Source organism: Formicincola oecophyllae, from assembly GCF_006542395.2.
In the GTDB taxonomy this organism is placed as follows: domain Bacteria; phylum Pseudomonadota; class Alphaproteobacteria; order Acetobacterales; family Acetobacteraceae; genus Formicincola; species Formicincola oecophyllae.
This window is the reverse complement of the sequence record NZ_CP038231.1, coordinates 1,233,306-1,259,062: the sequence shown is the minus strand read 5'-3', so window position 1 is coordinate 1,259,062 and position 25,757 is coordinate 1,233,306. Positions and strand designations below refer to the sequence as shown.

Genomic DNA, 25,757 nt, shown 5'->3' with positions numbered 1-25,757 from the left:
CCCCACAACGTGCCCACGCCAGCGCCATAGCCTCCCAACCTTTGGGAGAAGCCATGGCGCTTTACGTTCACTGGCCTTTCTGCCTCTCCAAATGCCCTTATTGCGACTTCAATTCCCATGTGCGGCGCAACCAGGACGTTCAATCCTATGCGCAAGCGCTGCTGGATGAACTGCGCCACGAGGTAGGGCGCCTCTACAAGCCTGACGGGCAGAGGCCCCACCTGCGCTCCGTCTATTTTGGCGGTGGCACGCCATCACTCATGCCGCCTGAGAGCGTGGCTGCGCTGATTGAGGAAACCAAGGCGCTTTTCACGTGGGCGCCTGACATTGAAATCACACTGGAAGCCAACCCCACCAGCAGCGAGGCCGAACGCTTCGCTGCTTTCAGGCAGGCTGGCGTCAACAGGCTTTCCCTTGGCGTGCAGAGCCTTGATGACGCGCAACTGAAGTTCCTGGGGCGCCAACACAACACAGCGCAGGCCCGTTCTGTGTTGGAGAGGGCGCGCAGGCAGTTTCCGCGCCTCTCCTTTGACCTCATCTACGCACGCCCTGGCCAAACATTGGGTGCCTGGCAGCGTGAATTGGACGAAGCCCTGGACCTTTGCGCAGACCACCTGGCGCTTTACCAGCTGACGATTGAGCCTGGCACCGCCTTTGAACGCGCTTTTGGCCGTGGGGCCTTCAAACTGCCCACAGATGAGACAGCCACAGCCCTCTACAAAGCCACTGCGGAGGCCTGCGCACGCCACGGCCTGCACCCTTATGAGGTTTCCAACTATGCCAGGCCAGGCCAGGAAAGCCTGCACAACCTCACTTACTGGCGCTATGGGCCTTATCTTGGCATTGGGGCTGGAGCACACAGCAGGGTGCGTTACCAACCAAAACGCGGCAGCCAGCAGGCTTCCCCTCTAACGGCCATCATGCGGCCACGCGTGCCTGAGCAATGGCGCCGCCAAGTTCAGCAACAGGGCGCAAGCATGGCTGAACAGGAACAGCTCAGCCCCCAGGACTGCGCCCGCGAGGCCTTGCTGATGGGGCTGCGGCTGCGCGAAGGCATTCAGGCTGAGCGCTTCAAGCGCCACACAGGCCAGGACCTGTGGCAAAGCGTGGAACAGGCTTTCATGGAAGAGGCCGTAGCTGCTGGTTGGCTGGTGGCAGGTCCTGAAGGGTTGCGGGCCACAGCGGCAGGGCGGTTGCGGCTTGACGCCATTTTACCGTCCTTGGTGGCGTAATGCTCCCTGCGCGCAAAGGGAGATTTCACGTCACAAACGCCCACAAGGTGACTTCAAGGCGCTTTCAGAAAAGCTCTGGGCACACCACATAAACCAGCATCATGAGAAACACGACCAAACACCCCACCCCAACCCTGCACATGATCAAGCTGTGCGTTGGTTGCGACACGCCAGACCAACTTCGGGCCTGGGGCAGACAGAATCGCCACGGCGATGGAACATGGGTGGGCACGCGCATGATGCCCAAACAGGCTGAGGCCTTGGTGGGGGGGTCTCTTTACAGGGTGATGGGTGGGTTCATAACCTGCCGCCAGCCCATCACGGGTTTTCGCACCGTCACCAGGGATGATGGCACCAAAGGCACCCTCATCCTCGTCACAGATGAGGTCATTGAGGTCGAGGCGACCCTCAGGCGCCCTTTCCAGGGTTGGCGCTACTTGAAACCTGAAGACGCCCCTCCGGACCTGGACCCTCTGTTGGCAAAGGCCATGGCAAACCAGAACGCCATGCCGCCTTCCATTAGAAAACGCCTGGCTGAACTGGGCATCGTGTGAAGGGGCCGCCAGGCGCCCTCACTCAGCACAGGCATAGCTAGAGGTCTGTCAGGCTATTCAGCGCCCAGTCAGGATGCGGTCAATCAGCTGCTTCATGGTGGGGATGAAGCCATTGGCGTAAAAAGGGTCAGTCCCGAAGCGCCAAGCGCTTGTGCCAGCGAACATCAGATTGTGGTCCACCAAGTGGTCAGCTTCCGCAGAAGGGGTTCGCGGCGTGATGTGGGCAATGGCCTGGAGGGTTTTCTGAATGCAGAAAGAGCGCGGGTCAGCCCGCTGGGGCAAGGCGTAGTCTGGGCCTTTCTGCGACCAATTGGAGAAGTGGCACTGTGAAAGGCACCCCATGCAGTTGGCCTGGTCTTGCAAAATGGTGCGCGCCTCCCCAGGGGTTACGAACACCAGGGTTTCATCAGGGGTGCGCAGAGCTTCCGTAAAGCCTTCTTCACGGTACTTCTCCACCTTGGCGCAATCATCTGCTTTCAGGTAAACATGCCGCCCACGCGCGCCAATAGGGCATGGCACCGTAAAGGCGCCTTCCTCAGCGGTGCGGTAAGGGACCTGGCGTTCGGAACGCTCACGCAGGTCCCGCAGGAAGGCGTTTTGAACCGCAGAGGAGTAAAACCCCGTTGGCGAAAATTTGTTGAGGTAGACATCGCCTTTTTTCAAGGTGAGTAGGCGGCGCTTCCAGGCATCCGGCACAGGGCTTTCCTGTGTCAGGATGGGGCGGGTGCCAAACTGGAAAGCAACCGGCCCAAGCTCTGGATTGCCAATCCAGTCTTTCCAGTCGTCAAGCCACCACACACCACCAGCCATGATGATGGGCACGGCATCCAGCCCAAAGCTATTCATCACCCGGCGTAGCTCGCGCACGCGCGGGTAAGGTTCTTCAGGCTTGAGGGGGTCTTCCGTGTTGGAAAGGCCGTTATGCCCCCCAGCACGCCAGGGGTCCTCGTAAACCACGCCGCCCAGCAGATTGGCCTTGTTCTTGAAAGAACGGCGCCACAAAGCGTTGAAGGCACGCCCTGAGGAGACGATGGGGTAGTAATGCACCCCAAAGCGCGCTGCCACATCTGCCAGGCGGTAAGGCATACCCGCGCCACAGGTCAGGCCATCAATGGTGCCAGGGGCCCCTTCAAGGATGCCAGCGATGACCTCTTCAGCGCCACCCATCTCCCACATGAAGTTGGCATGAATGACCCCTTTGGGGCCAGCCAGCTCACGTGCGATGCGCGCTTGGGCAATGCCGCCCTTAATGGCATAGTCAATGAGTTCCCCTTGGCGTTCACGGCGCGTTTTGGCGCGGTAAATCTGGGGGATAGGGTTGCCCTCGGCATCATAGCAATCAGCGTTAACAGCGGAAATGGTGCCAACGCCGCCAGCTGCGGCCCAGGCACCTGAGGAACGCCCCGTTGAAATCGAAACGCCCTTGCCCCCCTCCACAAGAGGGAGGACTTCCTTGCCAGACATACGGACGGCATCAAGCAATTTCATAAGGTCTGGTGCTTCCCGAGTGATGTGCCTGCGCGGCACGGAAAGAACAGCAAAAACAACACGCCTGCTAGCTTAAGGAAAAGATCACCCCAAAGGGCAAGGGTACCCATCATCGCGTGCAGGGGCAGGGGCTGGATGGCACAGCCCCTGGGCGCCTCAACCGCGCTGGGCAGGGCGACCTGGGCGCTCACCCACTTGGTCGGTGATGTCAGCGCCGGTATTCTGATCAACGACACGCATGGAAAGCTTCACTTTGCCACGGTCGTCAAGGCCCAGCACCTTCACTTTCACATGGTCGCCTTCCTTGACCACATCCGTGGTTTTGCCAACACGTTCTGGCGCCAGCTCAGAGATATGGACCAGGCCGTCCTTCGGCCCCATGAAGTTCACGAAGGCGCCGAAATCAGCTGTCTTCACCACTTTGCCGTCATAGATCTTGCCCACTTCCGGCTCTGAAGTGAGGGCCTGGATGCGCTTGATAGCGTTCTGGGCCTGGTCATCGCCCTGGGCAGCGATGGTCACGGTGCCGTCATCGCCGATGTCGACCTTAGCGCCTGTCGTCTCCACAATGTCACGAATGGTTTTGCCACCCTGGCCGATGACGTCACGGATTTTGTTGACGGGAATATTGATGGTGGTGATGCGCGGCGCATTGCTGGAGACCCCTTCACGCCCCTTGGTCAGGGCTTTGGACATCTCCCCCAGGATGTGCAGGCGGCCTTCACGGGCCTGGCCTAGGGCGGTTTTCATGATCTCAGGCGTGATGGAGGTGATTTTGATGTCCATCTGCAGCGCGGTCACACCTTTTTCAGTGCCCGCCACCTTGAAATCCATGTCACCCAGATGGTCTTCATCGCCCAGGATGTCCGTCAGCACCGCAACGCCGCGGTCTTCCTTGATGAGGCCCATGGCAATGCCCGCCACAGGGCGCGGCAGGGGGACGCCAGCATCCATCAGCGCCAGGGAGGAACCGCAAACCGTTGCCATGGAGCTGGAGCCGTTGCTCTCCGTGATTTCAGACACCACGCGCATGGTGTAGGGGAACTGTTCCTTAGAGGGCAGGACTGGGTTCAGCGCGCGCCAAGCCAGCTTGCCGTGGCCGATCTCACGGCGCCCTGGCGAACCCATGCGGCCTGTCTCCCCCACAGAATAGGGGGGGAAGTTGTAGTGCAGCATGAAACGTGAGCGATGCTCACCTTCAAGGGCATCAATGATTTGCTCATCTTGGCCTGTGCCCAGGGTGGCCACGACAAGCGCCTGGGTCTCCCCACGGGTGAAAAGAGCAGAGCCATGGGTGCGAGGCAGTGTGCCGACCTCAGCCACGATGGGGCGAACGGTGGTGAGGTTACGGCCATCCATGCGAATACCCGTGTCCAGAACGGCATTGCGCACCACGTCAGCTTCAAGCTTGTGGATCAGGGGCGCTGTCTGGGCGCTGTCGTGGCCCTCCCCCTCCAAGGTGGTGGTGATCTGCGCGCGGGCCGCGTCCAACTTGGCATGGCGGGCCTGCTTGCCGTGCTCCTTGTAGGCTTCAGCCAGCATCCCTTGGCCGATTTCCTTCACGCGTGCAGCAAGGGCTTTCACGCTCTCATCCTCAGGGACCAGGGGCCAGGGCTCCTTGGCGGCAACTTCCGCCAGGGCGATGATGGCTTCAATCACCGGCTGATAGGCCTTCTGGCCAGCCACCACGGCTTCCAGCATTTTCTCTTCAGGGAATTCCTTGGCTTCTGATTCAACCATCAGAACGCCTTCACTGGTGCCAGCGACCACCAGGTCCAGGTCACTACTCTTCATCTGGTCGATGGTAGGGTTGATGACGAACTTGCCGTCCACGCAGCCAACCTGGGCAGCCGCCACAGGCCCAAAGAACGGAATGCCTGACAAGGTCAGCGCAGCAGAGCAGCCAATCATGGCGACAACGCCAGGGTCGTTCTCCAGGTCGTGGCTGATGACGGTAGCGACCAGCTGAACCTCATTGCGGAAGTTTTCAGGGAACAGGGGGCGCAGGGGGCGGTCGATGAGGCGTGACTTGAGGGTTTCCGTCTCTGAGGGGCGCCCCTCACGCTTGAAGAAGCCACCAGGGATCTTGCCAGCCGCGTAGGCCTTTTCCTGGTAATTGACCGTCAGGGGGAAGAAATCCTGCCCAGGCTTGACGTTCTTGGCGCCAACAGCGGTACAGAGCACGGTCGTGCCGCCATAAGTCACCATCACGGCGCCATCAGCCTGGCGGGCCACTTTGCCGGTTTCAAAAACCAGCGGCCTGCCGGCCCATTCGATTTCCTTGCGGTAATATTTGAACATGCCGTCAGGGGAGACGCCAGTTGTAGGGGTGGTGGGTTTGGCTGTGTTGGTCATGCTTTATTCGTCTTACTTATCATGGGGGCTGGTTGGCCGGCCCCAACTGTTGTTCACAATGCCTGGGTGCGTTGGGAAGACGAAGCAGCGTTTCGGGCTGCATGGCGCTGCTTTCCCTGTTGGGCAAGGCCAGATGTCATCTGGGCGTCATGTGGCCGGAAACGCTGGGCCGTTGCATCTCTTCCCCACCACGCAAACGAGCGGCGCTTCAAGGCGCTCCTGGCAGGTTAGCACCAGGGGCGCCCTGGCTGAAGCCTTCAAAAGCGCAGGCTAGGCGCGCTAACCCCCTAGCCCTTCAGCAATGCCTCAGCGGCGCAGGCCCAGACGCTCAATAAGCTGCTGGTAGCGGGCAGGGGCGCGGCTCTTGAGGTAGTCAAGCAGGTTGCGGCGGCGGCCAACCAGGATCAGAAGGCCACGGCGTGAGTGGAAGTCCTTCTTGTGGGTTTTGAGGTGCTCAGTCAGGTTGTTGATGCGCTCACTGAGGAGGGAAACCTGAACTTCAGGCGAACCGGTGTCCGTGGGGCCCTGACGGTATTCAGAAATGAGCTCGCCACGGCGCTGGGGCGTAATCGACATCACGTGTCTCCAAAAAAGTGCTGATCTTCAATCATGCGCGCGGCACGCAGAACACCTTGTTCTACACGCGCCACGCCCAAAACATGCCCTTCCAGGACCACACGCCACAAAAGGCCTTCTGGTTGGTGGAAAACATCGTTGCCACCAGCAAGGCTGGCAAGGCGTTGCCCACAAACCAGGGCCCTGCCCTCCTCACGCGTGACGGCCAGTGCCGGGATGTCGGCCAGCGCGGTCGCCGCCGCCATGAGGGGGGCTGGAAGGACTTTGGCGTTTTCCCTGTTTTCTTCGGCTTTGTCCAGCTTTAACTGCGCTGGCGTAAGCGCCTCCCCCAAGGTGAAAGGGCCGCAGCGCAACCGGCGCAGCGCGCTGACATGCCCCACCGTGCCGCAAGCAAGGGCAATGTCACGCGCTAAGCTGCGCACATAAACACCTTTGCCTGATTGGACCTCAAACACGGCATGGTCTGCGTCAGGGCGCGCCACCAAGGTGACGCTGTCAATGCGTACTGGCCTGGGGGGAAGGTCAGGAGCTTTACCAGCGCGTGCCAAGTCATAGGATCGCTGCCCTCCCACCCGCAGCGCTGAATAAACAGGGGGCACCTGCAGCACAGGATTGCCCACAAAGCCTTGGGCCACTTGGCGCAGGGTGGCATCATCAGGGCGAACTTCAGAAGTGGCCGTCACGTCCCCTTCCAGGTCATCAGTCGACCGGGACTGCCCCAATGCCAGAGTGAAGCGGTAGATTTTCGTGCTATCCATGATCCAGGGGATGGTGGCTGTGGCACGACCAAAAGCAATGGGCAACACGCCGCTGGCTAGCGGGTCCAACGTGCCACCATGGCCCACTTTGCGCGCGTCATAATACCAGCGCAGCTGATTGACGAAATGAGTGGAGGTAGGACCCAAAGGTTTGTCCAACACCAACCATCCATCAAGGTCACGGCCTTTGCGGCGCCCCATTTCTTTTTCCCTCATGTTATAAGCCAAAGGGGCCAAAGCTCTTGGCCTGACTTCTGGCTTTTATATGCCCTTAACACACGCAAGGCAGCCTGGTGGGAGGCTGCCTTGTGTTCCTGGTCCCTGAAAGAGCCATGGAAGTTGTGCGCCTGGTGGCGCCTCAATCTTCTGTGTCGTTGCCCAGGTCGCGCTGTACTTCTGGGGAATGGAGGATGCTTTCCACCTCCATAGCGTGGTCAAGGGCGGTGTCTGCCTCAAAATGCAGCGCAGGCACCGTGCGCAGGCGCAGCGTGCGCGCCAGCTGCGTGCGCAGGTAAGGCGCAATGCGCTTGAGCGCCGGCAGAAGGGCGGAGACATCGCTACGTCCCAACCTGGTCACGTAAACGGTGGCTTGGCGCAGGTCCGGGCTGACGCTCACTTCCGTCACGGTGATGTGGACGTCGTGCAGGTCCGGATCGCGGAATTCCGTTTTGGTGAAGAGGCTGGAAAGGACGCGCCGTACCTCTTCCCCCACTCGGAGGGGGCGGGTGGAAGGGGCGCCTTCACCGCCAATGCCGTGAAGGTCTGGGCTGCTGGGGCGGCGGCTCATGCCGGCACCTCTTCCATCTCGTAGCATTCAACCACATCGCCTTCGCGGATGTCGTTGTAGCCAGCGAAGGAAAGGCCGCATTCATAGCCCCGGGCCACTTCGCGCACATCATCCTTGAAACGCTTGAGCTGGCTCAGCTCACCCTGGTGGATGACCACATTGTCGCGCAGCAGGCGCACGCCACAGCCACGCTTGACGACACCTTCCGTGACGTAGGCGCCAGCCACCTTGCCCACCTTGGTGATGTTGAACACCTGGCGGATTTCGGCATAGCCCAGGAACTTCTCGCGGTGCTTGGGCGCGACCTTGCCTTTTACCATCTGCTCCACATCATCAAGCACCTGGTAAATGATGGAGTAGTAGCGGATGTCCACGCTCTCGCGCTTGGCCAGTTCACGCGCCTGGGTGGTGGCGCGCACATTGAAAGCCACAATGATGGCTTCTGAGGCTTTGGCCAGCTGAACATCACTTTCCGTGATTTGACCCACACTGGAATTGAGAATGCGGACAGCCACTTCCTCATGCTCCAGCTTCTTCACGGCTGTGTCGATGGCCTCAGCGGAACCCTGGACGTCCGCCTTGACGACCAGCGCCACCTCTTTGCGCTCGCCAGCCTGGATGCGCTCCAGCATCTGGTCTAGCGTGCCGCGTGCTGTGATCTGGGCGGCCATGTCCTTCTCACGCTGCTTGCGCTGGCGGAACTCCGTCACCTCACGGGCGCGGGCCTCGTTATCTACCACCGCCATCTGGGCGCCGGCTTCAGGAACGCCGGTCATGCCGAGCACTTCCACAGGCACTGAAGGGCCCGCTTCCTTGAGCTGGCGGCCGTGCTCATCAATGAGGGCGCGCACACGGCCCCATTCACTGCCAGCCACCACGATGTCACCACGGCGCAGGGTGCCTTTTTGCACAAGGACGGTGGCAACAGGACCACGGCCACGGTCAAGGCGGCTTTCCACCACCGTGCCCTGGGCGGGGCGGTTGGGGTTGGCTTGCAGGTCCAGGATTTCCGCCTGAAGCCCGATGGCCTCAACCAGCTTGTCAAGGCCAGTTTTCTTAAGGGCGGAAATTTCCACCTCCTGGGCATCGCCACCCATGCTTTCCACCACAACACCATGGGAAAGCAGTTCGCTGCGCACTCGGTCAGGGTTGGCGCCTGGCTTATCCATTTTGTTGATGGCCACGATGATGGGGGCCTCAGCAGCCTGGGCATGCTTAATGGCCTCCACCGTTTGGGGCATCACGCTATCATCAGCGGCCACCACCAGCACCACCACATCCGTGACGGAAGCGCCACGGGCACGCATGGAAGTGAAGGCGGCGTGACCAGGGGTGTCAATAAAGGTGACGGGGCGCCCCTTCTTGGGGGTGATTTGGTAAGCGCCGATATGCTGGGTGATGCCGCCAGCCTCCCCACCCGTCACGTCAGAGGCGCGCAGCGCATCCAGCAGGGAGGTCTTGCCGTGGTCGACATGACCCATGACCGTTACTACAGGCGCACGCGGCTTGAGGTCTTCAGCCTTGTCATCCTCTCCAGAGAGGCCCAGTTCAACGTCACTTTCAGCGACCCGCTTGACCTTATGGCCAAATTCCTCAACCACCAGCTCAGCTGTATCGGCGTCAATGCTCTGGGCGGCTGCGGCCATCACGCCCATTTTCATCAGGGCCTTGATAACATCACCTTGACGCGCTGCCATGCGGTTGGCGAGGTCTGCCACCGTGATGGTTTCAGGCACCACCACTTCGCGGACAACCTGAACTTGGTCTGAACGCAGGCGGTCGAGTTCAGCCTGGCGGCGCTCACGGTCACGCTGGCGGCGCACGGAAGCCAGCGAACGGGTTTTACCATCATCGCCTTCCAGGGCAGCGCGCACGTCAATACGGCCTTGCCTGCGGCCGCTGTCCATACCGCGACGCATCCCCCCACCACGGCGTGGCGGCGGTGAGGAACGGCGCGCCCCGCCTGCTGGGCGGCGATCGTCACTCTCAGGCCCAGAACCGGCACCATCCGAACGGCTGCTGCGCAGGTGGAGGGTCTCTCCCCTGCCCTGGCCATCACCAGCATTGGAGCGCGTGGTCGTCACAGGGCGCGGCGCCATCACGGCGCGTTCAGCCAAAGGACGCAGCTTCTTGATGGGAGCTGCCAACTGCACGCCGCCTGTGGCGCTTGAGTTGTCCAGTGGGGCCAAAGTGTCTTCTTCAACCGGGGCGGCCTTGGCCTGCGCGGTCTCCGCCTTAGCTTTAGCCTGTGCTTTGGCTTCAGCGGCTGCGGCTGCGGCCTCAGCACGGGCGTTGGCCTCTGCCGCCTCTTCCTCAGCTTTGCGGCGGGCTTCCTCCTCAGCAGCGGAGCGGATGCGGATTTTCTCCGCCTCACGCGCCGCCTCTTCCTCAGCCGCCTTGCGCTGTTGCATTTCCAGCAGCACGCGCTGACGGCGTTCCTGCTCTGAAGAGGTCAGCCCACGCGCGCCCACAGGACCACGGCCACCCCTTTGGCCTCCCCCTGCATTGCGCTTGGGCTTGCGCACTTCAACGCGCACCTCCTTGGAGCGGCCATGGCTGAAGCTCTGCCTTACAGAGCCGGCCTCCACTGTCCGTCCCGCTTCCCTGCGGCCAGGACGCAGGGAAAGGCGCCCTGTGCGCCCCTGCCCTGCCGTGCCTGCGCCCTGGGCATCCTGGGTGGACTGCCCGCCATCGTTGCGCTCTTTGCCGTCACTCATACTTACCGTTCCGCCTGTTCCTTGCCAGCCCCGCCCGGGGCCAGGAGACCGTTGCCGGCCAATCCTGCTAATTTCTCACAATCTGTCATTACGCGCTGTGCAAGCGGGCCAGGAGCCATGACGCCGTAAACAGCGCCTTGCCGCCCAAAAGCACAGGCTAAAATCTTTTCGTCTACCATTGCCACTGGGATAGCACCGCATCCTGAAAGCAGCCGTTCACATTCCGCTTTGCTAGCCCCCTGGGCGCAAAGCACCAGACCGACTGCACGGCCCACCAGGCGTTCACGGCATTTTTGGAAACCGCAAACCGCCTTGCCCGCCTTCCGCCCCAGGGCAATTCCTTCCTGAATCCGCCGGGCCAGACCGTCAGCTACCATTCTAGCAGGTTCTTCAGGAAGTTTCACCATCCCACGCGCAGCCTTGCGGAAAGCGCCAGCAAGCTTGGGGCTGGCCAGCACTTTCCCCTCAGCTTTCACCCACATGCCGCGGCCTGGAAGAACGCCAGCCAAATCTGGGTAAAGGGTGCCATCTGGCGATGCCACGAAACGCAGCATCTTTTCAGATGGCCCCACCTCCCGTGTGAGGATGCAACGCCGCCAACGCACTGTGTTGGCCTGGTGCACGCCTTCATCGACTGAAAGCGCACCATCCACCGCCGCAGCACTTAACTCTTGCCGCATCGGGGTATGAGTGGAATGGGTCATGTCTGTGGGGTCAGTCGTTGGTCTTCTCCCCTTCAGCAGCCGCATCATCCTTCACACCCGCGGGTGCTTCGGTTGATTCAGCGTCAATCACGGTGCCTTCAGGAGATTCCTGGGGCGCAGACTTGGAAGCTGCCGGAGCGGTAGTCTCTTCATGCCCTTCCTTGGCTTCGCCTGCGCCTTCCCCGGCCTTGCCATCCTCAAACCAGTGGGCACGGGCAGCCATGACGATCTCATTGGCGTGGTCAACGCTCAGCAGCTCGCTGCCCAGCATCTCCACCAATTCCAAACCAGATAGGTCAGCGAGGTCGTCAAGGGTCTTCACGCCCTTCTCGCCCAGCTCCACCAGAACGCGGGGGGTGAAGACCTCCAACGCCACAAGGTCGTCTGAAACGCCCAGGGCAACGCGCTTTTCCTCCAGCTCACGCTCACGCGCAGCCATCCAATCCTGGGCGCGCGCCACCAGTTCCTCAGCCACGCCTTCATCAAATCCTTCAATGTCGTGCAGCTCCGCCTGGTCTGCGAAGGCCAAGTCCTCAACCGTGTGGTAACCCTCCGTGACCAGCAAGCCAGCGATCACATCATCCACGTCAAGGGCATCAATGAAGAGCTGGGTACGCTTGCGGAACTCTTTCTGGCGGCGCTCAGATTCCTCGGCTTCCGTCAAGATGTCGATGTCCCAGCGGGTCAGCTGGCTAGCAAGGCGCACATTCTGGCCGCGCCGCCCAATGGCCAGCGAGAGCTGGTCGTCAGGCACAACGGCCTCAACACGGCCTGCCTCTTCATCCATAACCACCTTGGTGACTTCCGCAGGGGCCAAAGCGTTCACAACGAAGGTGGCCGGGTGGGGGCTCCAGGGGATGATGTCGATCTTCTCACCCTGGAGTTCAGCCACGACAGCCTGAACGCGCGAACCCCTCATGCCAACGCAGGCGCCGACAGGGTCGATGGAAGGGTCGTGGGAGACGACAGCCATCTTGGCGCGGGAGCCAGGGTCGCGCGCCACGGCCTTGATCTCAATGATGCCGTCATAGATCTCAGGCACCTCCTGCGCGAACAGTTTGGCCAGAAAGCCAGGGTGCGTGCGCGACAGGAAGATCTGCGGCCCGCGCTGCTCATCCTTGACTTCATGAATGTAGGCGCGGATGTGGTCAGAATTGCGGAACGACTCACGCGGGATGAGCTCGTCACGGCGCAGCAGGCCCTCAGCTGTGCCCAACTCCACCATTAGGTTGCCGTATTCAGTCTGCTTGACGGTGCCGTTGATGATTTCGCCCACGCGGTCCTTGAACTCGTCATATTGACGTTTGCGCTCATATTCACGCACGCGCTGAACGATGACCTGCTTGGCAGTCTGGGCAGCTATGCGCCCGAAATCAATCGGCGGCAACGGGTCGATGATGTGCTCGCCCAGCTTGATTTCAGGGCGGAACCGCCGCGCCACATCCAGCGCGATCTGAGAATCCTCGTTTTCCACCGCCTCAACTACTTCCGTCCAGCGGGAGAGGCGGACTTCGCCCGTTTTGCGGTCGATGGTAGCGCGGATGTCTTTCTCATGGCCATATTTGGCGCGCCCAGCGCGCTGAATGGCCAGCTCCATGGCCTCAAGCACTTGTTCGCGCTCAATGCCTTTCTCACGGGAAACGGTGTCTGCCACAATGAGCAGCTCCGGACGCATCACAGATGTTTCCATCAGCATGAACCTCCTCTGCGCAGCAAGGGGATTGCCCCAGCGCGCTTAGTGAATGTCTTCCTGGTTGGCGGCGTTTTCGCCATTGGCTTCCGCGCCAGCCTTCGAGGGCGCACCTTCCTTGAGGAGGGCGTCTGTCAGCACCAGGCGGGCTTTGCGCATGGCGCCAAGCGGCAAGGCCACCTCTGTACCGTCCTCCAAGCGCAGCAGGGCCTCCTGACCACGCAGGCCGGTAATGGGGCCCGCAAAACGGCGGCGCCCCTCAAGGGGGGCCTCCATCTCCACCTTGGCCAGGTGTCCTGTGAAACGCTCCCAATCCTTGGGGCGGGTCAGGGGCCGATCAATGCCCGCTGAGGAAACCTCAAGCGACCATTTGCCAGGGATGGGGTCTTCCACATCAAGCACGGCGCTGACGGCGTTGCTGATCTTCTCGCAATCCTCAACGCTGATCAGGCGCCCATCGCTGTGGTCAGCCATGATTTGAACCGTGGGGGTCTCACGCCCCAGCACAGCCAAGCGCACCAGCTCATAGCCCAAATCGTTGAGGACGGGCACAACGATGTCAGCCAGGCGGCGTTCCAACGGATTCATCCGCACGATGTCATTGTGGGCGGTCATGAACGCCTCCTTTTCCTGAAATGCCCTCGTTCCCCGCAACAAAAAAGGTGGGCCTCGCGGCCCACCCCCCTGCTGGTCTGGAAGATGATTAAGAAAACTCTTGTCCCTTCCTTACCTCATTGCCCCTGTAGAAATCAAGAACTTGCTGGCACGCGGGGCGCAAGGCTGCCCCACGCCTGGGCCGCCCCCTTAGCGGCGCGCCTCAATGGTGCCCTTCAAGCGAAGGGGCCAGGGCCTTGCCCATGCGCTTTTCAGCCCAATGGGCCAAGCGCACGAATGGCAGGCCAATCAGCAAATACGCCAGCCCGATGAGCAGCCCTGTGCCAACGTAATCGTAATAGGTGGCTGACAAGCGCACGTAGGTTTCCGTCAGCTCCGTCAACGTGATGACGGAAACCAACGAGCTGTCCTTGAGAAGGGCAATGAAGTCGTTGGTCATCACAGGCACAACGGTGCGGAAGGCCTGCGGCACCACGACCAGGCGCAAAGCTTGGCGCGGCGTCATGTTCAACGCCAGCGCCGCCTCCATCTGCCCGCGCGGCACGCCCATAAGGCCAGCACGGTAATTCTCCGCCTCGTAAGCGGCGTAGTTCAGGCCCAGAGCCAGAACACCCGCCGTGAAGGGTGAAAGCCTGATGCCGAATGAAGGCAGGCCGTAGAAAATGAATAGGATTTGAATGAGCAACGGCGTGCCGCGCACTACCTCCACATAGGCTGTGCTGGCCCACCGCACAGGTGCTGGGCCGTAACGCCGCCCCAAGGCCAAAACCAAGCCCATGCCCACAGCCAGCGCCATGGCCAGGATGGAGACGGCCAACGTCATAATGGCGCCTTCACCCACAGCAGGCAGGAAGGAGGCGTAACGCTTCACCAGGCCCCAGCCATGGCTGCCCCGGATACGTGCCATGGCCTGTTCATAAGCATCGTAATCCACAGGCTTGACATCAAGCTGGGTGTGGTCGCCTGTGTAATCAGCCATCTGGGACGTCCAGAGGTTCCAGCGCGCCAAAATGCGGTGAAGCGTGCCGTCTGCCATCAAGACGCCAAGGGCCTTGTCCACATCGTTGCGCAAATCGGCCTCGTTTTTGGCAAAAGCGATGCCATAAGCCACGGAGCCGATGGGCGCTCCCACCATTTTGAGTGATGGCGTCAGATAGTAGAGCGCGATGGGCTGGTCGATGAGGACCGCATCCAAACGCCCATTGGAGAGGTCGCTGAAAAGGTCTGTCTCCTCATCATAAGTGCGCACACCATGGGGGTTCTGGGTCAGCAGCATCCGTTCAGCGGCTGTATCCTTAATGGTGCCGACCGTGTGGCCCTTAAGGGCGGCCAGGCTGTCCAGGCCCTTCTCATCCTGGCGCAGGACGATGCGCTCCGCCGTCACGTAATAAGGACGCGTGAACAACACGGCCGCTTTGTGCTCAGGCGTCATTTCGATGCCATCGACAACCATAGCGTAAAGGCCACGCGTCAACCCTGGGATGAGGCCGTCCCAGCCATTCTGAATGAAGCGCGACTTACGGTGCATGATGGGCCCAATGGCCTTCATGATGTCGTATTCAAAACCGATGATGCGTGCTTCATGCACAGGGTCATGGAAAACGTAAGGCACATTGGCCTGCCCATCTGAGGCCCACGGCAGGTCGTCAGCCCCATGGCCGCCAGGCAGCTGCTGGCCAGCGGTGGCCATGTCAGGCACCACAACGCCTGCCAGCTCAGCACGGGCTGGCTGCGCAGCCAGCATGGCGCCCAGCAGCGCTAACATAGCCAGGAAGGGATACACAACACCCAGGGTGCGCAAAGGATTGGGAGCCATCACAGGAATGTCCTCAGGAAGCGGCGCGTGCGGGCATCGCGCGGATTGGCGAACATCACATCTGGGTCGCCGCTTTCGACAATGGCGCCTTCCTCAATATAAAGGACCCGGTCTGAGGCAGCGCGCGCAAAGCGCATGTCGTGGGTCACCACGATCTGGGTCATCCCCTCGCGGTCCAAGGCGCGCATGACGGCCAGGACCTCCTCGGAAAGCTCTGGGTCAAGGGCAGAGGTTGGCTCGTCATAAAGCATAACGGAGGGCTTCATCGCCAAAGCACGCGCAATGGCGGCACGCTGTTTCTGCCCCCCTGAAAGCCGTTCAGGGTAACGGTCCATCACCTTCCCCAGCCCAACTTTGCGCAAAAGGTCGCGCGCCTGCTCCTCAGCCGTGCCGCGGTCCACCCCTTTGACGTGCACAGGGGCCATAATGACGTTTTCCAACACCGTGCGGTGGGGGAATAGGTTGAAGGCCTGGAACACCATTCCGACATGACTGCGCAATTTGTGCGCGCGCGCTTCCTGAGCACTGTTCCAGGAGCCATCGCACTGGATGGAGACATTCTCCACACGCACTGAACCACCATTGGGCTTTTCCAGGAAGTTCAGGCAGCGCAGGAACGTGGACTTGCCACAGCCAGAAGGGCCGATAATGGAAATGAGCTCGCCGCGTTCAACATCCAGGTTGATGCCATGAAGGATGTCATGGCCATCAATGGATTTGACGATGTTATGGGCTTGCAGCACCACGTCTGGCTGGCTGGTTGGCTGGTTGTTGGGCGCAGCGTTAGTTGCCACAGCCGCCCCTGTGGGGGTCGCGGTGGCTTCAGGGGTGGCAGGCGCCTCATGCGTGGAAAGTGTGGCAGCTTGGTCAGTCAGTTCCGTATACTCCTCATCAAGGGTGGGGGAACCACAACAGGGCGAAGGACAGGGCACGCATGCTGATTGTCAGCAAAGAAAAGGACGCACTTTGTTCCTCTCATTCTGCTTGCGCAAGGGCTTTCATGCAAACGGCTGGAAAACATTCATCAACAAGAAGTTGTTATTTGGTCATCCAGCTCTCAAAAGCCCAGGCGCCCCCTGAAGGGGAACGAGCAGTTTCGCTGCCATGAGGGGACTTCTGCTGGAGGCCAACCACCTGACATTGGGGCGCTTGGGGCGCGTTTTGGTCCGCAACATCAACCTGGCTGTGCGCCAAGGGGAGCTGGTGGAAGTCATTGGTCCCAATGGCGTAGGTAAATCTACCTTGCTGCGTGTGCTGGCAGGGCTGGCCCAGCCCATGGCTGGCTTGGTGCGGCGCAAAGATTGCGTGTGGGTCGGCCATGACAACGCCCTGGTTGAAACCCAGAGCGTCCTGGAAAACATGAGGGCTGTTCTGCCACCATCGTGCCAAAGCTTGTTCCTAGGCAAAATGGCTTGTCATCAAGCCATGCTTCAGGCCTTGGACCTTTGGGGGTTGGGGCGGGTTCTCAATGCCCCGGCCGCCACCCTTTCAGCAGGGCAGAAGCGCCGCCTGGCTTTAGCGCGCACCACCCTGGCGCCAGAGAAGCTTTGGTTGCTTGATGAGCCTTCCTCTGCGCTGGACGCTGCTGGGGAAACTCTTTTCAAGCAACAGCTGGCCCGCCACAGGGCCCAGGGGGGCGCTGCTGTGCTGGCAACGCATGGTACCCCAGCAGGTCCTGGGGCACTGCGCCTTGAATTGGCCGCCCATCAGCCAGGGAGGCTGTGATGGTGTGGTTCAGGCCGCGCTTCAACCTGATGGCTGCTGTGTTTTACCTGTTGGTGGCGGGGCTGTTCCCTTTAGGCTTTGCAACCACCGCCCAACTGCCCCACATGGCTGGCGGCGTGCTAACCACATGCCAGGCGCTGGCCTGCTTCCTGGCCCAATCAGACCCTTGGGGCGATGATTATCGTAGTGGGCGCCTGGATTTGTGGTTAAGCCAAAGTGCCAGCCCCTGGGCCCTTGTGCTTCAGCGTGCCTTATCCGCTGGGGCAGGGGAGGGGGCCCCCATGGTGGGAGCTACGGCTTTGCTGGCCATCCTCTATGATGTACCGCCAAACCAGTGGACCCATGCCATGCTGGTCAGCGCCCTGACGTTCTGTGGGTTGCTGTCAGCAAGCCATGGGTTGGGAAGCTGGCTTTTGGGCAGCCGAGGCAGCCCCTACCGCATGGCCCTTCTGCTTGGGCCCCTTGTCGCCCCTGTGCTTATAGTCAGTGCCCAAGCCATGGTGCAGCCAACCAACACAACTTTACTATGGTGTTTGGCTGGATTGGTTGGGGGGATGGCTGGCCCCATGGCGGCCCTAGCCTGCTGGGGGTTGCGCCACGCCGCTGCCCAGCGCTAACGCAGCGCTGGAACCAGGCCTTACTTACGGCTGGCGGCCGCTTCCTTCTGGCGCTCCACAAATTCCTCCAGCCAATGAATGGTGTAGTCGCCCTTGACGAATTCAGGCGCTGAGAGGATTTTCTGGTGAAGGGGAATAACAGTCTGAACGCCGTCCACAACGCATTCCTCAAGCGCCCTTTTCATGCGTGCGATGGCTTCAGCGCGCGTTGGCGCATGAACGATGAGCTTGGCAATCATGCTGTCGTAGTAAGGAGGCACTTTGTAGCCTGCATATAAGGCACTGTCCGTGCGCACCCCAGGGCCCCCTGGGGCATGAAACACAGTGATCTGCCCAGGGCACGGAATGAAGGTGTCGGGGCTTTCAGCATTGATGCGGCATTCAATGGCATGACCTGTGAAGCGCACATCCTCCTGGCGCATGGAGAGCCTTTCTCCTGCAGCAACGCGGATTTGCTCCTTGACCAGGTCAACGCCGCAAACCATTTCCGTCACCGGGTGTTCCACCTGCAGGCGCGTGTTCATTTCAATGAAGCAGAACTGCCCATCCTGATAGAGGAATTCCAGCGTGCCGGCATTGCGGTAACCCAGGCGGCTGAGCGCGGATGTGACGACAGCACCCATGCGGTCGCGCTCCTCAGCGGAAATCACTGGTGAGCCTGCCTCCTCCAGCAGCTTCTGGTGGCGGCGTTGAAGGGAGCAGTCGCGCTCGCCAAAATGGACAACATTCTTAAACGAATCCCCCATGATTTGAAATTCAACATGGCGGGGGTTGTCGAGGTATTTTTCCAGATAAACCGCATCATTGCCGAAGGCCGCTTTGGCCTCTGTCCTGGCAATGCGCCAGGCCTCGCCCAGCTCATCAGCATTTTGGGCAACCTTCATGCCACGTCCACCGCCCCCGGCGGAGGCCTTGACCAGAACCGGGTAACCGATGCGGGCTGCGACCTCATGGGCCTCCTCAAGGTTGGTCAGCTCCCCATCAGAGCCAGGCACCAGGGGAATGCCCAAATCAGTCATGACGGCCTTGGCGCTGATTTTGTCGCCCATTAGCCTGATGTGTTCCGCTGTTGGCCCAATGAAGGTCAGGCCGTGGGCTTCGACTGTCTCGGCGAAGTCAGCATTCTCAGAAAGGAAACCATAGCCAGGGTGGATGGCCTCAGCACCAGAGATGGTGGCAGCTGAAAGCAGCGCAGGCACGTTGAGGTAGGAGTCGCGGGCAGCAGGAGGGCCGATGCACACGGCTTCATCAGCCAGGCGCACATGCATGGCATCCGCATCCGCTGTGGAGTGGACCGCCACAGTTTTAATGCCCATCTCCCGGCAGGCGCGTAAAATGCGCAGGGCGATCTCGCCTCGGTTGGCAATCAGGATTTTGGAGAACACGGGAAACGCCCTTTGAGAAAATAGGGTACGGCGGGCCATACCGGCACAGCCATGCAACGGGGCCTGTGCCCCTCCTGCCCACATCTGGAGTGGGGCAGGCGGACAGGCGACTTACGCGATGAACTTACTCGATAATCGCTAGCGGCGCGCCAAACTCGACAGGCTCGCCAGAAGTCACAAGGTAACGCACGAACTTGCCAGAGCGTGGGGCCTTGATTTGATTGAAGGTTTTCATGGCTTCCACCAGCATGATGGTGTCACCTTCACGCACCATGGCGCCATCCTGCACAAAAGGAGGGGAGGCAGGGTCTGGTGTCAGGTAGGCCACCCCCACCATAGGACTTGGCACGATGCCGGGGTGTTCATCCTCGTTGCTGGCAGGGGCAGCAGGCACCTGCTGCACTGCAGCTGGCACAGTCACTGTGGCTGGCTGGGGGGCGACTGGCGCAGGCGCACGCACAACGCGAATGCGGTTTTCGCCTTCAGCCAGCTCAATCTCCGTCAAGCCAGTCTCAGCCAAAATGTCGGCAAGCGCCCGGAGGGCCTCCCTGTCCACGAGCATTTTGCTCATTTTTCATCCTCAATCATATCTGCAAGTGCCTGGATGGCGTGTGCGTAGCCACGGGCGCCCAGGCCGCAAATGACCCCACGGGCTGCCTGCGACACATAGGTCTGCCGTCTGAACGGCTCCCGGCGGTGTATGTTGGACAGATGCACTTCCACAACTGGCAACCCAACAGCAAGAAGCGCATCAAGCAAAGCAATGGAGGTATGACCGTAAGCAGCTGGGTTAATCACAATGCCGCAAGCGCGCCCCCGGCATTCCTGCACCCAACTGACCAGCTCGCCCTCATGGTTGGTCTGGCGAAAATCAAGGCCAACGCCTGCATTCTCCGCAGCTTCCGCGCAGAGTTGCTCGATGTCATCAAGGGTGGCGCTGCCGTAGTGTTCAGGCTCGCGCACACCAAGCATATTTAGGTTTGGTCCGTTGAGGACCGCAATTATAGGGCGCTTCATGCTGGCAAAGGTGATAACATCTTCCCATGAAGCAGAAAAGGGAGGGTGGACCATCCACCCGCCCCGCCACCACCAACCATGGGAAAACATTGCCGGTGCCCACATGAATTGGCCCGGGAAACAGGGAGAACAAACCACCATGAACCACCCCGCGTACCTTCCGGCCCCCTGCGCAGCAAGCAGGAAAACAGGGCAGAACGTTGGCCAGGCACGTTCAGGCAAACGTTTCAGGCAGTGTTTGCTGCGGGCCTTGGTGGCACCAGCTTTGGTGGTGGGGCTGGGGCACGCAGCCCTGGCCAGCGACAACCAGCCTTCCGACATTCAGTCCATGGCTGCTTATGATATGATGAACGTTCCGCCTGTGAATGACATGCCCCCCGCAGCTGACCAGAACACAGCTGAAGTGCAAGCTGGCAAAGGCATGGCCAGCTGGTACCGCATTGGCAAGGGACACATTGCTGGTGGCCATGCCTGTGAAGCCAGCGGCCTGCCCGTGGCAGCGCATCGGCACCTGCCATTTGGCAGCACCGTCAAGGTAACGGCGCTGCGCTCTGGCCGCAACGTCATGGTGTGCATTGGCGACCGGGGTCCTTATGTTGGCAAACGCATCATTGACTTGACCCCAGCCGCTGCAGCGCCGCTGGGCATGATGGGGCGTGGCGTGGCCAAAGTTAAACTGACGCTTGTCAGCACCCCCCATCACCGCCATGCCCACCACCGCCGCAGGGGCTGAGCGGGGCTGCCACTTGGCGTGGCCGCAACAGGCCACTGCCGTATCGCCTTAGGGTGCCCAACCAGCACTAAGGGGCCTTTCAGGAAGCCTTGTCCGCTTGGGCCGCCAGGGTAGCGGCGTGGGCAGCCCGGCTGGCTTGGGCGCCACGAGCGCGCCGTTCCAACGCTGAATCAATCACAGCGCCGAACAGCACCACGTAAGCGCTGACGAACAGCCACATCATAATAGCAGCCACTGCACTGAGAGGCCCATAGGTGGCGCTGTAGTTCGCGAAATGGCTGACATAGATCGAAAAGCCGTCAGAGGCGAGAAGCCAAAGCAAGGTGGCCACCAATGAACCTGGTATGATCCAGCGCCATTTAACGTTGCTACGGCAAGGCGCGTAACGGTAAAGCAACGTCACAAATATGAAAACGTAAAGAACCAATAAGCCTGGCGCCAGGTACTTCAAAATATAAAAGGTGCTTTTCTGCACCATGAACTGCGCCCATGCCGGGACCTGATTCATGGAAAGGCCTACCTGCCCCAAAAGATGCGGCAGCCAATCTAGCAAAGCCGGGGCCGCCACCATGAGGGCCAACGTCATGCAGGCCCCACACACTCCCATGACCGTGGTGGCGAAGGCCAAAAGCTGAAAGTGGAAATACCCCCTGTTCTCCTTCACGTCATAAGCCATGTTGAGCGCCTGTAGAATGGAACGGCTGCTGACACTTGCCGACCACAACGCCACCACAAGTGAAATCACCAGCCCCACCGTCAGTTGTGAATGGGGCTGTTCCACCAAGGCATGGATGGTGTTGCAAATCAGGTCATAGGCTGATGAAGGAAGCAGGTTCTTCAAGGCGGCCAGCTGCGGCTCCACCGTGTGAAGGTCGAAGACCAGACCATAAAGGGAAATGAGGGCGCTCATGGCGGGAAAGAGCGATAGCATGGCGAAGAAAGCGCAGCCTGCTGCCCACAGTGTGATTTGCCCACCGGCCATAGCTGCTTTCACAGCACGCCACATCACCTTGAAAGCGCTGACATGTGGTGGCTTGGAAAGCTTGCCCACCCCTTCCTCACCCGCAGGCTGGCTGGCGACCGTGTGAGTGGTTGCTGGCGCAGCAGCAGATAACATAGTTGGGGCGCGTTCAGCCAAAACGGTGCTCCTCAGGGTTTAAGCATCAGGGGACGACACGCCTTCTCAAGCCAGGCGGCCTTAAACAAGGTCTTGCAGGGGGCATGTTTCCCAGAATCGTCAGTTGGTTCATATATATTGGTTCATATATAAATGACCTTAACGCCAGCACCAGATGGCGTTAAGGTTGTTAAAAACCTGTGCAGCCCCTTGCTTTGACAACCTACGGCCCTACCCTTTCCATCGCCCACCAATCATGAAGTGGTGAGAAGGCAGGGAAAACAGGCTTATTATCTTTTCACGGCCCTTGTCCCCACGGTGAAATCCTTACACATTCCCTCTGTCCCCATTTTCAAGTCAGGTTCAGGTGATGCACGGAAAAGTTGGTGTTGTGGCCGATAAGGCACAGAAAAGCAGCGTTCATCAAGGAAAAGCCCTGAAAGGCTGGCTAACGCTGGGTTTCCTCACAACAGCCTTGGCTGCTATGGCACCTGGGATAGCCCATGCCCAAAGTTCCCTACCTTCTGGTGTGGGCGTGGATTATGATGGCCTGAACTGGGCAGTGCTGCATGGGGGCACTGCGGCCCAACCAATTAGCTGGTGCGCGTTGACGACCCATGGCGAAGCACTGATTTTCCGAACGGGCCTTTACCAAGGTAAGCTTGTTCACTCATTACGCAGCGCCAGCCCTCAATGGCACCTCAAACCTAGCCAAGGGGCCAGCCTGCTCATCAGCCATGGGCCAACACAGCACCTGTACTATCCTGTGCAGGCTGGCGACCGCGCCACCGTGACGGCCACCCTCACCCCCTCTGCTGAAGAGCAGCTCAGCCTTTACCTGCGCACTGGTGTTGTGCCCCAATACATTGACCCCAAAGGCAAAAAGCCACCTGAAATGCCCGCCAATGTAGATGTGCCCATCACAACGCCTTTTGAAGTGACCATTTTGACGGATAACAACCTAACCTCAAAACCTCGCACGGTGGATGTGAATGGCCTGCAAGCGGCCTGGCCTGCCTATGAACGCTGCGTTGGCACCCTTCAACAGGCCATTGCCCCCAAACCCACACGATGACTGTGTCAGTCAGCCCACAACACCCTTCAGGCAAGCTGCCAGCTTCAAGGGCAGCTACACCGACCATGCCCCTTGAACAGGTTGAGCCCTTCATGGACACCCTGTGCGCTTTGCGGCCCAACCCAACAACCGAACTAGTCTACGCCAATCTGTTCGAACTTCTGGTGAGTGTGGTGCTTTCAGCGCAGGCCACGGACAAGTCCGTCAATGCGGCCACGCCTGCGCTCTTCAAAGCCGCCCCTACCCCAGAAGCCATGGTTGCGCTGGGTGAGGAGGGCATAGGGCCCTTCATTCGCTCCATTGGTTTGTGGCGTGGCAAAGCCCGCAACCTGGCGGCCCTTTCTGCCCAGCTGTTGGAGAAACACGGCGGCCAGGTTCCTGAGGACCGCAAAGCCCTTGAAGCCTTGCCAGGGGTAGGGCGTAAAACCGCCAATGTGGTTCTCAACACAGGTTTTGGTCATTTAACCATGGGGGTAGACACTCATATTTTCCGTGTCGCCAACAGAACCGGTCTGGCTCCCGGCAACACAGTTGATGACGTAGAGCAAGGGCTTTTGGCACGTTTGCCAGAACACCATTTGCGTGATGCGCACCATCAATTGCTTCTTCATGGACGCTACACGTGCAAGGCGCGCACGCCTGAATGCTGGCAGTGCCCTGTGGCCCGCTTTTGCCGTTACAGTGCTAAAACGCCAGCCCCAGCAAAACTCCCTTCTGGAACAAGCGCAGGGGAAGTCCTTCCTAAAACAGCATCGCCTACCCGCCTTTAAAAGGCCTCTGTACAGCTATTCAGAAGGCATGAGGGGCAACCCCATGCGCGCCTTTGTGGGCATGGTTCGTGTCCAAAGGCGTTGCCCCATGGCCTGGCGCGCGGTGATGACGTCAACTTCATAATAGGGAGTGGTTTTTCCCAGGCTACCCTTGGGAACAGCCATGACAGCACGGCTTCCCACACGCCACGCCTCCTTGCCCAACAAGATGGGCCTGGAAAAACCTGTGCAGGGTGGCACGCGTGATACCAGGTCCACCATCAGCCAAACTTGCCCCATAGGACAAAAGGAAGCCTTTGCCGACAAGGCTTTCCGCTTTGTCACCACAACGATTTTCAGTCCTTGGCGTGTGGTCAACAAGCACCACCCCTTTTGGCATGAAGGTGGCAGCGGCTGCACCGGCAGGGCAAATGCCTCAGCCCATTTCGCCCGTACCCACATAGCTTTCCCTGGCCCTGCTTGATAAGCGGTGAAGGGCATGACTTCACCATCGCCTGTACCCAATACAGCCGCCACACCCCCTGTGTTATCAACCAACGCCACAGGCACAGCTTGCCTTTGAGGCCACAACAACGCTCCAACCAGCAGGGTAAGAGCCAATGCATTTTTCAGCCAACGCCCCAGCCCCTGGGCTTTAAACAGACACATCATCATGAGTGCCAACAAAGCTAGCCAATAGCCCAAGCCACTGGGTGCTCTGACAGCAACAGTAGCGGCCGGCCAAGAAGCCACCTGGCCTGCCATCCAGGCCATCAAGCCCAGCGCCTGACCCATAAGCCAGAAAGCGCCCTCGGCAGGCCAAGCCAACCAAGGGAAATCCCCCCACCAAGTCTGCACCCCATCAACGACCATCAACCAAAGCAACGCCACCATGCCCAAAGGCATGATCCAAAACCCCATCAAAGGCACAGCCACTATGTTGGCCACCACGAACCAAGGTTGAATGCGGCTGAAATGCATCACTGTGGCCGGCATGGTCGCCAATCCAGCCAGAAGGGATGTCAGCGCTAGGAGAAACACTCCTTCTGCTAGGCGTGCACCCTTCACCAACCAAAATTTTGGTTGCCCCAACAAGCTAACACCAAAATGCCTTTGTGCCCTTTGTGCGGGCATGGTGCGCCCTTCCAAAGCGTGGACAGCCATTTTGATGCGTTCAAGCTGGGGCTGCAACGCCTCGAAACCAGCTATCAACCCCAGCACTGCACAGAAGGACATCTGAAACGACAAATCTGTGATAATGACGGGGTCTGTGACCATGAACAGCAAAGCCACCAGCGCCAAGCTGCGCATAGCGTGCTTTTTCCGCCCCAGAACCAAACCAATGGCAAGGGCCGCCATCATGAATAGGGCACGCAGTCCCGGCACATGAAGGCCTGTCAGGAACACATAGCCCAGCCCTGCCAAAACAGAGCCACCAAGAACTATGAAACGCCCCTGGCCAAACAGCATGAGGTTTTCAAAACGTCTGACCAGGCACTGCAAGACAACAGCGGCCAAACCCGTCACCAGGGCTAAGTGCAACCCAGCCACAGCCAAAATGTGCGCCAAACCTGCAGCAGCAAACTCATCACGGGTGGCCTGGGTCAAACCGCCACTTTCTCCTGTCAGGATAGTGGCCGCAATGGCGCCTTCTTGGCCAGGGAGCATGGTTTCCACTTGATGGGCCAAGCGCTGGCGGTAACCAGCCCATGCGAAAAGCGGAACATCGGCATGGCAAGGGGTGCGTTGCACGGAACGCACCGCCAAGACATGCCCACTGCCAGCACTGCCACTAAACCATGCTCTAAAACGAGGATCAGGCCCTCCGGGCCAAACGGGCCCAGGGGGAGGGGACAGCTGAACTTCCAATTTGACCACTGCACCCAAGCAGAAGGGCTGTTCAGCATTTTTTTCTGACAAGTAAAGGGTTAGATGACGTTTCAGAGGGGTTGCGCGCTTATCCCATGGGGTCAAGAAATCAACTTGACCCAGGGTAAGCTTCAGTTTCTCAGGAGTGCCAGTCGATTCCAAGGCCTGCAATTGCCCT

General features: G+C 59.8%; 22 protein-coding genes and 1 pseudogene. 7 read left to right on the top strand and 16 right to left on the bottom strand.

Features of this window, described 5'->3' with window-relative positions:
* Positions 1-53: 53 nt before the first annotated feature.
* Both hemW and E3E12_RS05635 read left to right on the top strand, forming a co-directional pair.
* Positions 54-1,232 (top strand): radical SAM family heme chaperone HemW, encoded by a 1,179-nt coding sequence (gene hemW / locus E3E12_RS05640; protein ID WP_206338640.1) that lies wholly within the window; start codon positions 54-56, stop codon positions 1,230-1,232.
* Between the two features lie 101 nt (positions 1,233-1,333).
* The gene (locus E3E12_RS05635; protein WP_141443442.1) at positions 1,334-1,786 is read left to right on the top strand and encodes a DUF1489 family protein; all 453 of its coding nucleotides are present in this window, start codon (positions 1,334-1,336) and stop codon (positions 1,784-1,786) included.
* A 57-nt stretch (positions 1,787-1,843) separates the two neighbouring features.
* Here E3E12_RS05635 and E3E12_RS05630 read toward each other — a convergent pair whose 3' ends face one another.
* The 11 genes and pseudogenes from E3E12_RS05630 to E3E12_RS05580 form a co-directional block, all read right to left on the bottom strand.
* On the bottom strand, positions 1,844-3,274 hold the full coding sequence (locus E3E12_RS05630) for an NAD(P)H-dependent flavin oxidoreductase (RefSeq protein WP_141443441.1): 1,431 nt from the start codon (positions 3,272-3,274) through the stop codon (positions 1,844-1,846).
* Positions 3,275-3,430: 156 nt separating this feature from the next.
* Complete coding sequence (gene pnp / locus E3E12_RS05625) at positions 3,431-5,575, bottom strand: polyribonucleotide nucleotidyltransferase (protein WP_141444119.1); 2,145 nt, start codon at positions 5,573-5,575, stop codon at positions 3,431-3,433.
* Positions 5,576-5,935: 360 nt separating this feature from the next.
* Positions 5,936-6,205: a 30S ribosomal protein S15 gene (gene rpsO, locus E3E12_RS05620; protein WP_141443440.1), complete on the bottom strand. Its 270-nt coding sequence runs from the start codon at positions 6,203-6,205 to the stop codon at positions 5,936-5,938.
* The gene (truB, locus tag E3E12_RS05615) at positions 6,205-7,164 is read right to left on the bottom strand and encodes a tRNA pseudouridine(55) synthase TruB (RefSeq protein WP_141444118.1); all 960 of its coding nucleotides are present in this window, start codon (positions 7,162-7,164) and stop codon (positions 6,205-6,207) included. Before truB ends, rpsO begins: the two co-directional genes overlap by 1 nt.
* A gap of 157 nt (positions 7,165-7,321) precedes the next feature.
* The gene (gene rbfA, locus E3E12_RS05610; RefSeq protein WP_408869922.1) at positions 7,322-7,777 is read right to left on the bottom strand and encodes a 30S ribosome-binding factor RbfA; all 456 of its coding nucleotides are present in this window, start codon (positions 7,775-7,777) and stop codon (positions 7,322-7,324) included.
* Positions 7,747-10,467, bottom strand: a complete 2,721-nt coding sequence (gene infB, locus E3E12_RS05605; RefSeq protein WP_141443438.1) for a translation initiation factor IF-2 — start codon at positions 10,465-10,467, stop codon at positions 7,747-7,749. Before infB ends, rbfA begins: the two co-directional genes overlap by 31 nt.
* Before the next feature lie 2 nt (positions 10,468-10,469).
* A complete protein-coding gene (locus tag E3E12_RS05600; protein ID WP_240810447.1) occupies positions 10,470-11,171 on the bottom strand; it encodes a DUF448 domain-containing protein in 702 nt (233 codons plus the stop codon).
* 154 nt (positions 11,172-11,325) lie between these two features.
* Positions 11,326-12,861, bottom strand: a pseudogene (nusA, locus tag E3E12_RS05595) (transcription termination factor NusA); the annotation flags it as partial.
* Between the two features lie 45 nt (positions 12,862-12,906).
* Entirely contained in the window at positions 12,907-13,449 is a 543-nt protein-coding gene (gene rimP / locus E3E12_RS05590; RefSeq protein WP_408869937.1) for a ribosome maturation factor RimP, read from the bottom strand.
* A 229-nt stretch (positions 13,450-13,678) separates the two neighbouring features.
* Positions 13,679-15,166 (bottom strand): ABC transporter substrate-binding protein/permease, encoded by a 1,488-nt coding sequence (locus tag E3E12_RS05585; RefSeq protein WP_240810612.1) that lies wholly within the window; start codon positions 15,164-15,166, stop codon positions 13,679-13,681.
* Between the two features lie 125 nt (positions 15,167-15,291).
* Positions 15,292-16,035, bottom strand: coding sequence for an amino acid ABC transporter ATP-binding protein (locus E3E12_RS05580; RefSeq protein WP_141444115.1), 744 nt, complete (start codon positions 16,033-16,035; stop codon positions 15,292-15,294).
* A gap of 361 nt (positions 16,036-16,396) precedes the next feature.
* On the opposite strand from E3E12_RS05580, the gene ccmA reads away from it, so the two are divergent.
* Together ccmA and E3E12_RS05570 are read left to right on the top strand one after the other, a co-directional pair.
* Positions 16,397-17,017, top strand: coding sequence for a heme ABC exporter ATP-binding protein CcmA (gene ccmA / locus E3E12_RS05575; protein ID WP_141443435.1), 621 nt, complete (start codon positions 16,397-16,399; stop codon positions 17,015-17,017).
* The gene (locus E3E12_RS05570; RefSeq protein WP_141443434.1) at positions 17,017-17,634 is read left to right on the top strand and encodes a heme exporter protein CcmB; all 618 of its coding nucleotides are present in this window, start codon (positions 17,017-17,019) and stop codon (positions 17,632-17,634) included. Before ccmA ends, E3E12_RS05570 begins: the two co-directional genes overlap by 1 nt.
* Positions 17,635-17,654: 20 nt before the next feature.
* Here the strand turns inward: E3E12_RS05570 and accC are convergent, their stop codons facing one another.
* The 3 genes from accC to aroQ all read right to left on the bottom strand — a co-directional run bounded on the left by accC (position 17,655) and on the right by aroQ (position 20,036).
* Complete coding sequence (gene accC / locus E3E12_RS05565; protein WP_141444114.1) at positions 17,655-19,019, bottom strand: acetyl-CoA carboxylase biotin carboxylase subunit; 1,365 nt, start codon at positions 19,017-19,019, stop codon at positions 17,655-17,657.
* Between the two features lie 124 nt (positions 19,020-19,143).
* The gene (locus E3E12_RS05560) at positions 19,144-19,590 is read right to left on the bottom strand and encodes an acetyl-CoA carboxylase biotin carboxyl carrier protein (RefSeq protein ID WP_168194401.1); all 447 of its coding nucleotides are present in this window, start codon (positions 19,588-19,590) and stop codon (positions 19,144-19,146) included.
* Complete coding sequence (aroQ, locus tag E3E12_RS05555) at positions 19,587-20,036, bottom strand: type II 3-dehydroquinate dehydratase (RefSeq protein WP_141443433.1); 450 nt, start codon at positions 20,034-20,036, stop codon at positions 19,587-19,589. Before aroQ ends, E3E12_RS05560 begins: the two co-directional genes overlap by 4 nt.
* A gap of 139 nt (positions 20,037-20,175) precedes the next feature.
* On the opposite strand from aroQ, the gene E3E12_RS05550 reads away from it, so the two are divergent.
* Positions 20,176-20,769: a septal ring lytic transglycosylase RlpA family protein gene (locus E3E12_RS05550; RefSeq protein WP_168194400.1), complete on the top strand. Its 594-nt coding sequence runs from the start codon at positions 20,176-20,178 to the stop codon at positions 20,767-20,769.
* A 79-nt stretch (positions 20,770-20,848) separates the two neighbouring features.
* Here E3E12_RS05550 and E3E12_RS05545 read toward each other — a convergent pair whose 3' ends face one another.
* Positions 20,849-21,775 (bottom strand): YihY/virulence factor BrkB family protein, encoded by a 927-nt coding sequence (locus E3E12_RS05545; RefSeq protein ID WP_408869936.1) that lies wholly within the window; start codon positions 21,773-21,775, stop codon positions 20,849-20,851.
* 595 nt (positions 21,776-22,370) lie between these two features.
* Here E3E12_RS05545 and E3E12_RS05540 point away from each other — a divergent pair.
* Both E3E12_RS05540 and nth read left to right on the top strand, forming a co-directional pair.
* A complete protein-coding gene (locus E3E12_RS05540; RefSeq protein ID WP_149498264.1) occupies positions 22,371-22,961 on the top strand; it encodes a hypothetical protein in 591 nt (196 codons plus the stop codon).
* Positions 22,962-23,026: 65 nt separating this feature from the next.
* Positions 23,027-23,731, top strand: coding sequence for an endonuclease III (gene nth / locus E3E12_RS05535; protein ID WP_141443429.1), 705 nt, complete (start codon positions 23,027-23,029; stop codon positions 23,729-23,731).
* Positions 23,732-23,746: 15 nt separating this feature from the next.
* On the opposite strand, the gene E3E12_RS05530 is transcribed toward nth, so the two are convergent.
* Positions 23,747-25,471, bottom strand: a complete 1,725-nt coding sequence (locus E3E12_RS05530; protein WP_240810611.1) for a ComEC/Rec2 family competence protein — start codon at positions 25,469-25,471, stop codon at positions 23,747-23,749.
* Positions 25,472-25,757: the final 286 nt, after the last annotated feature.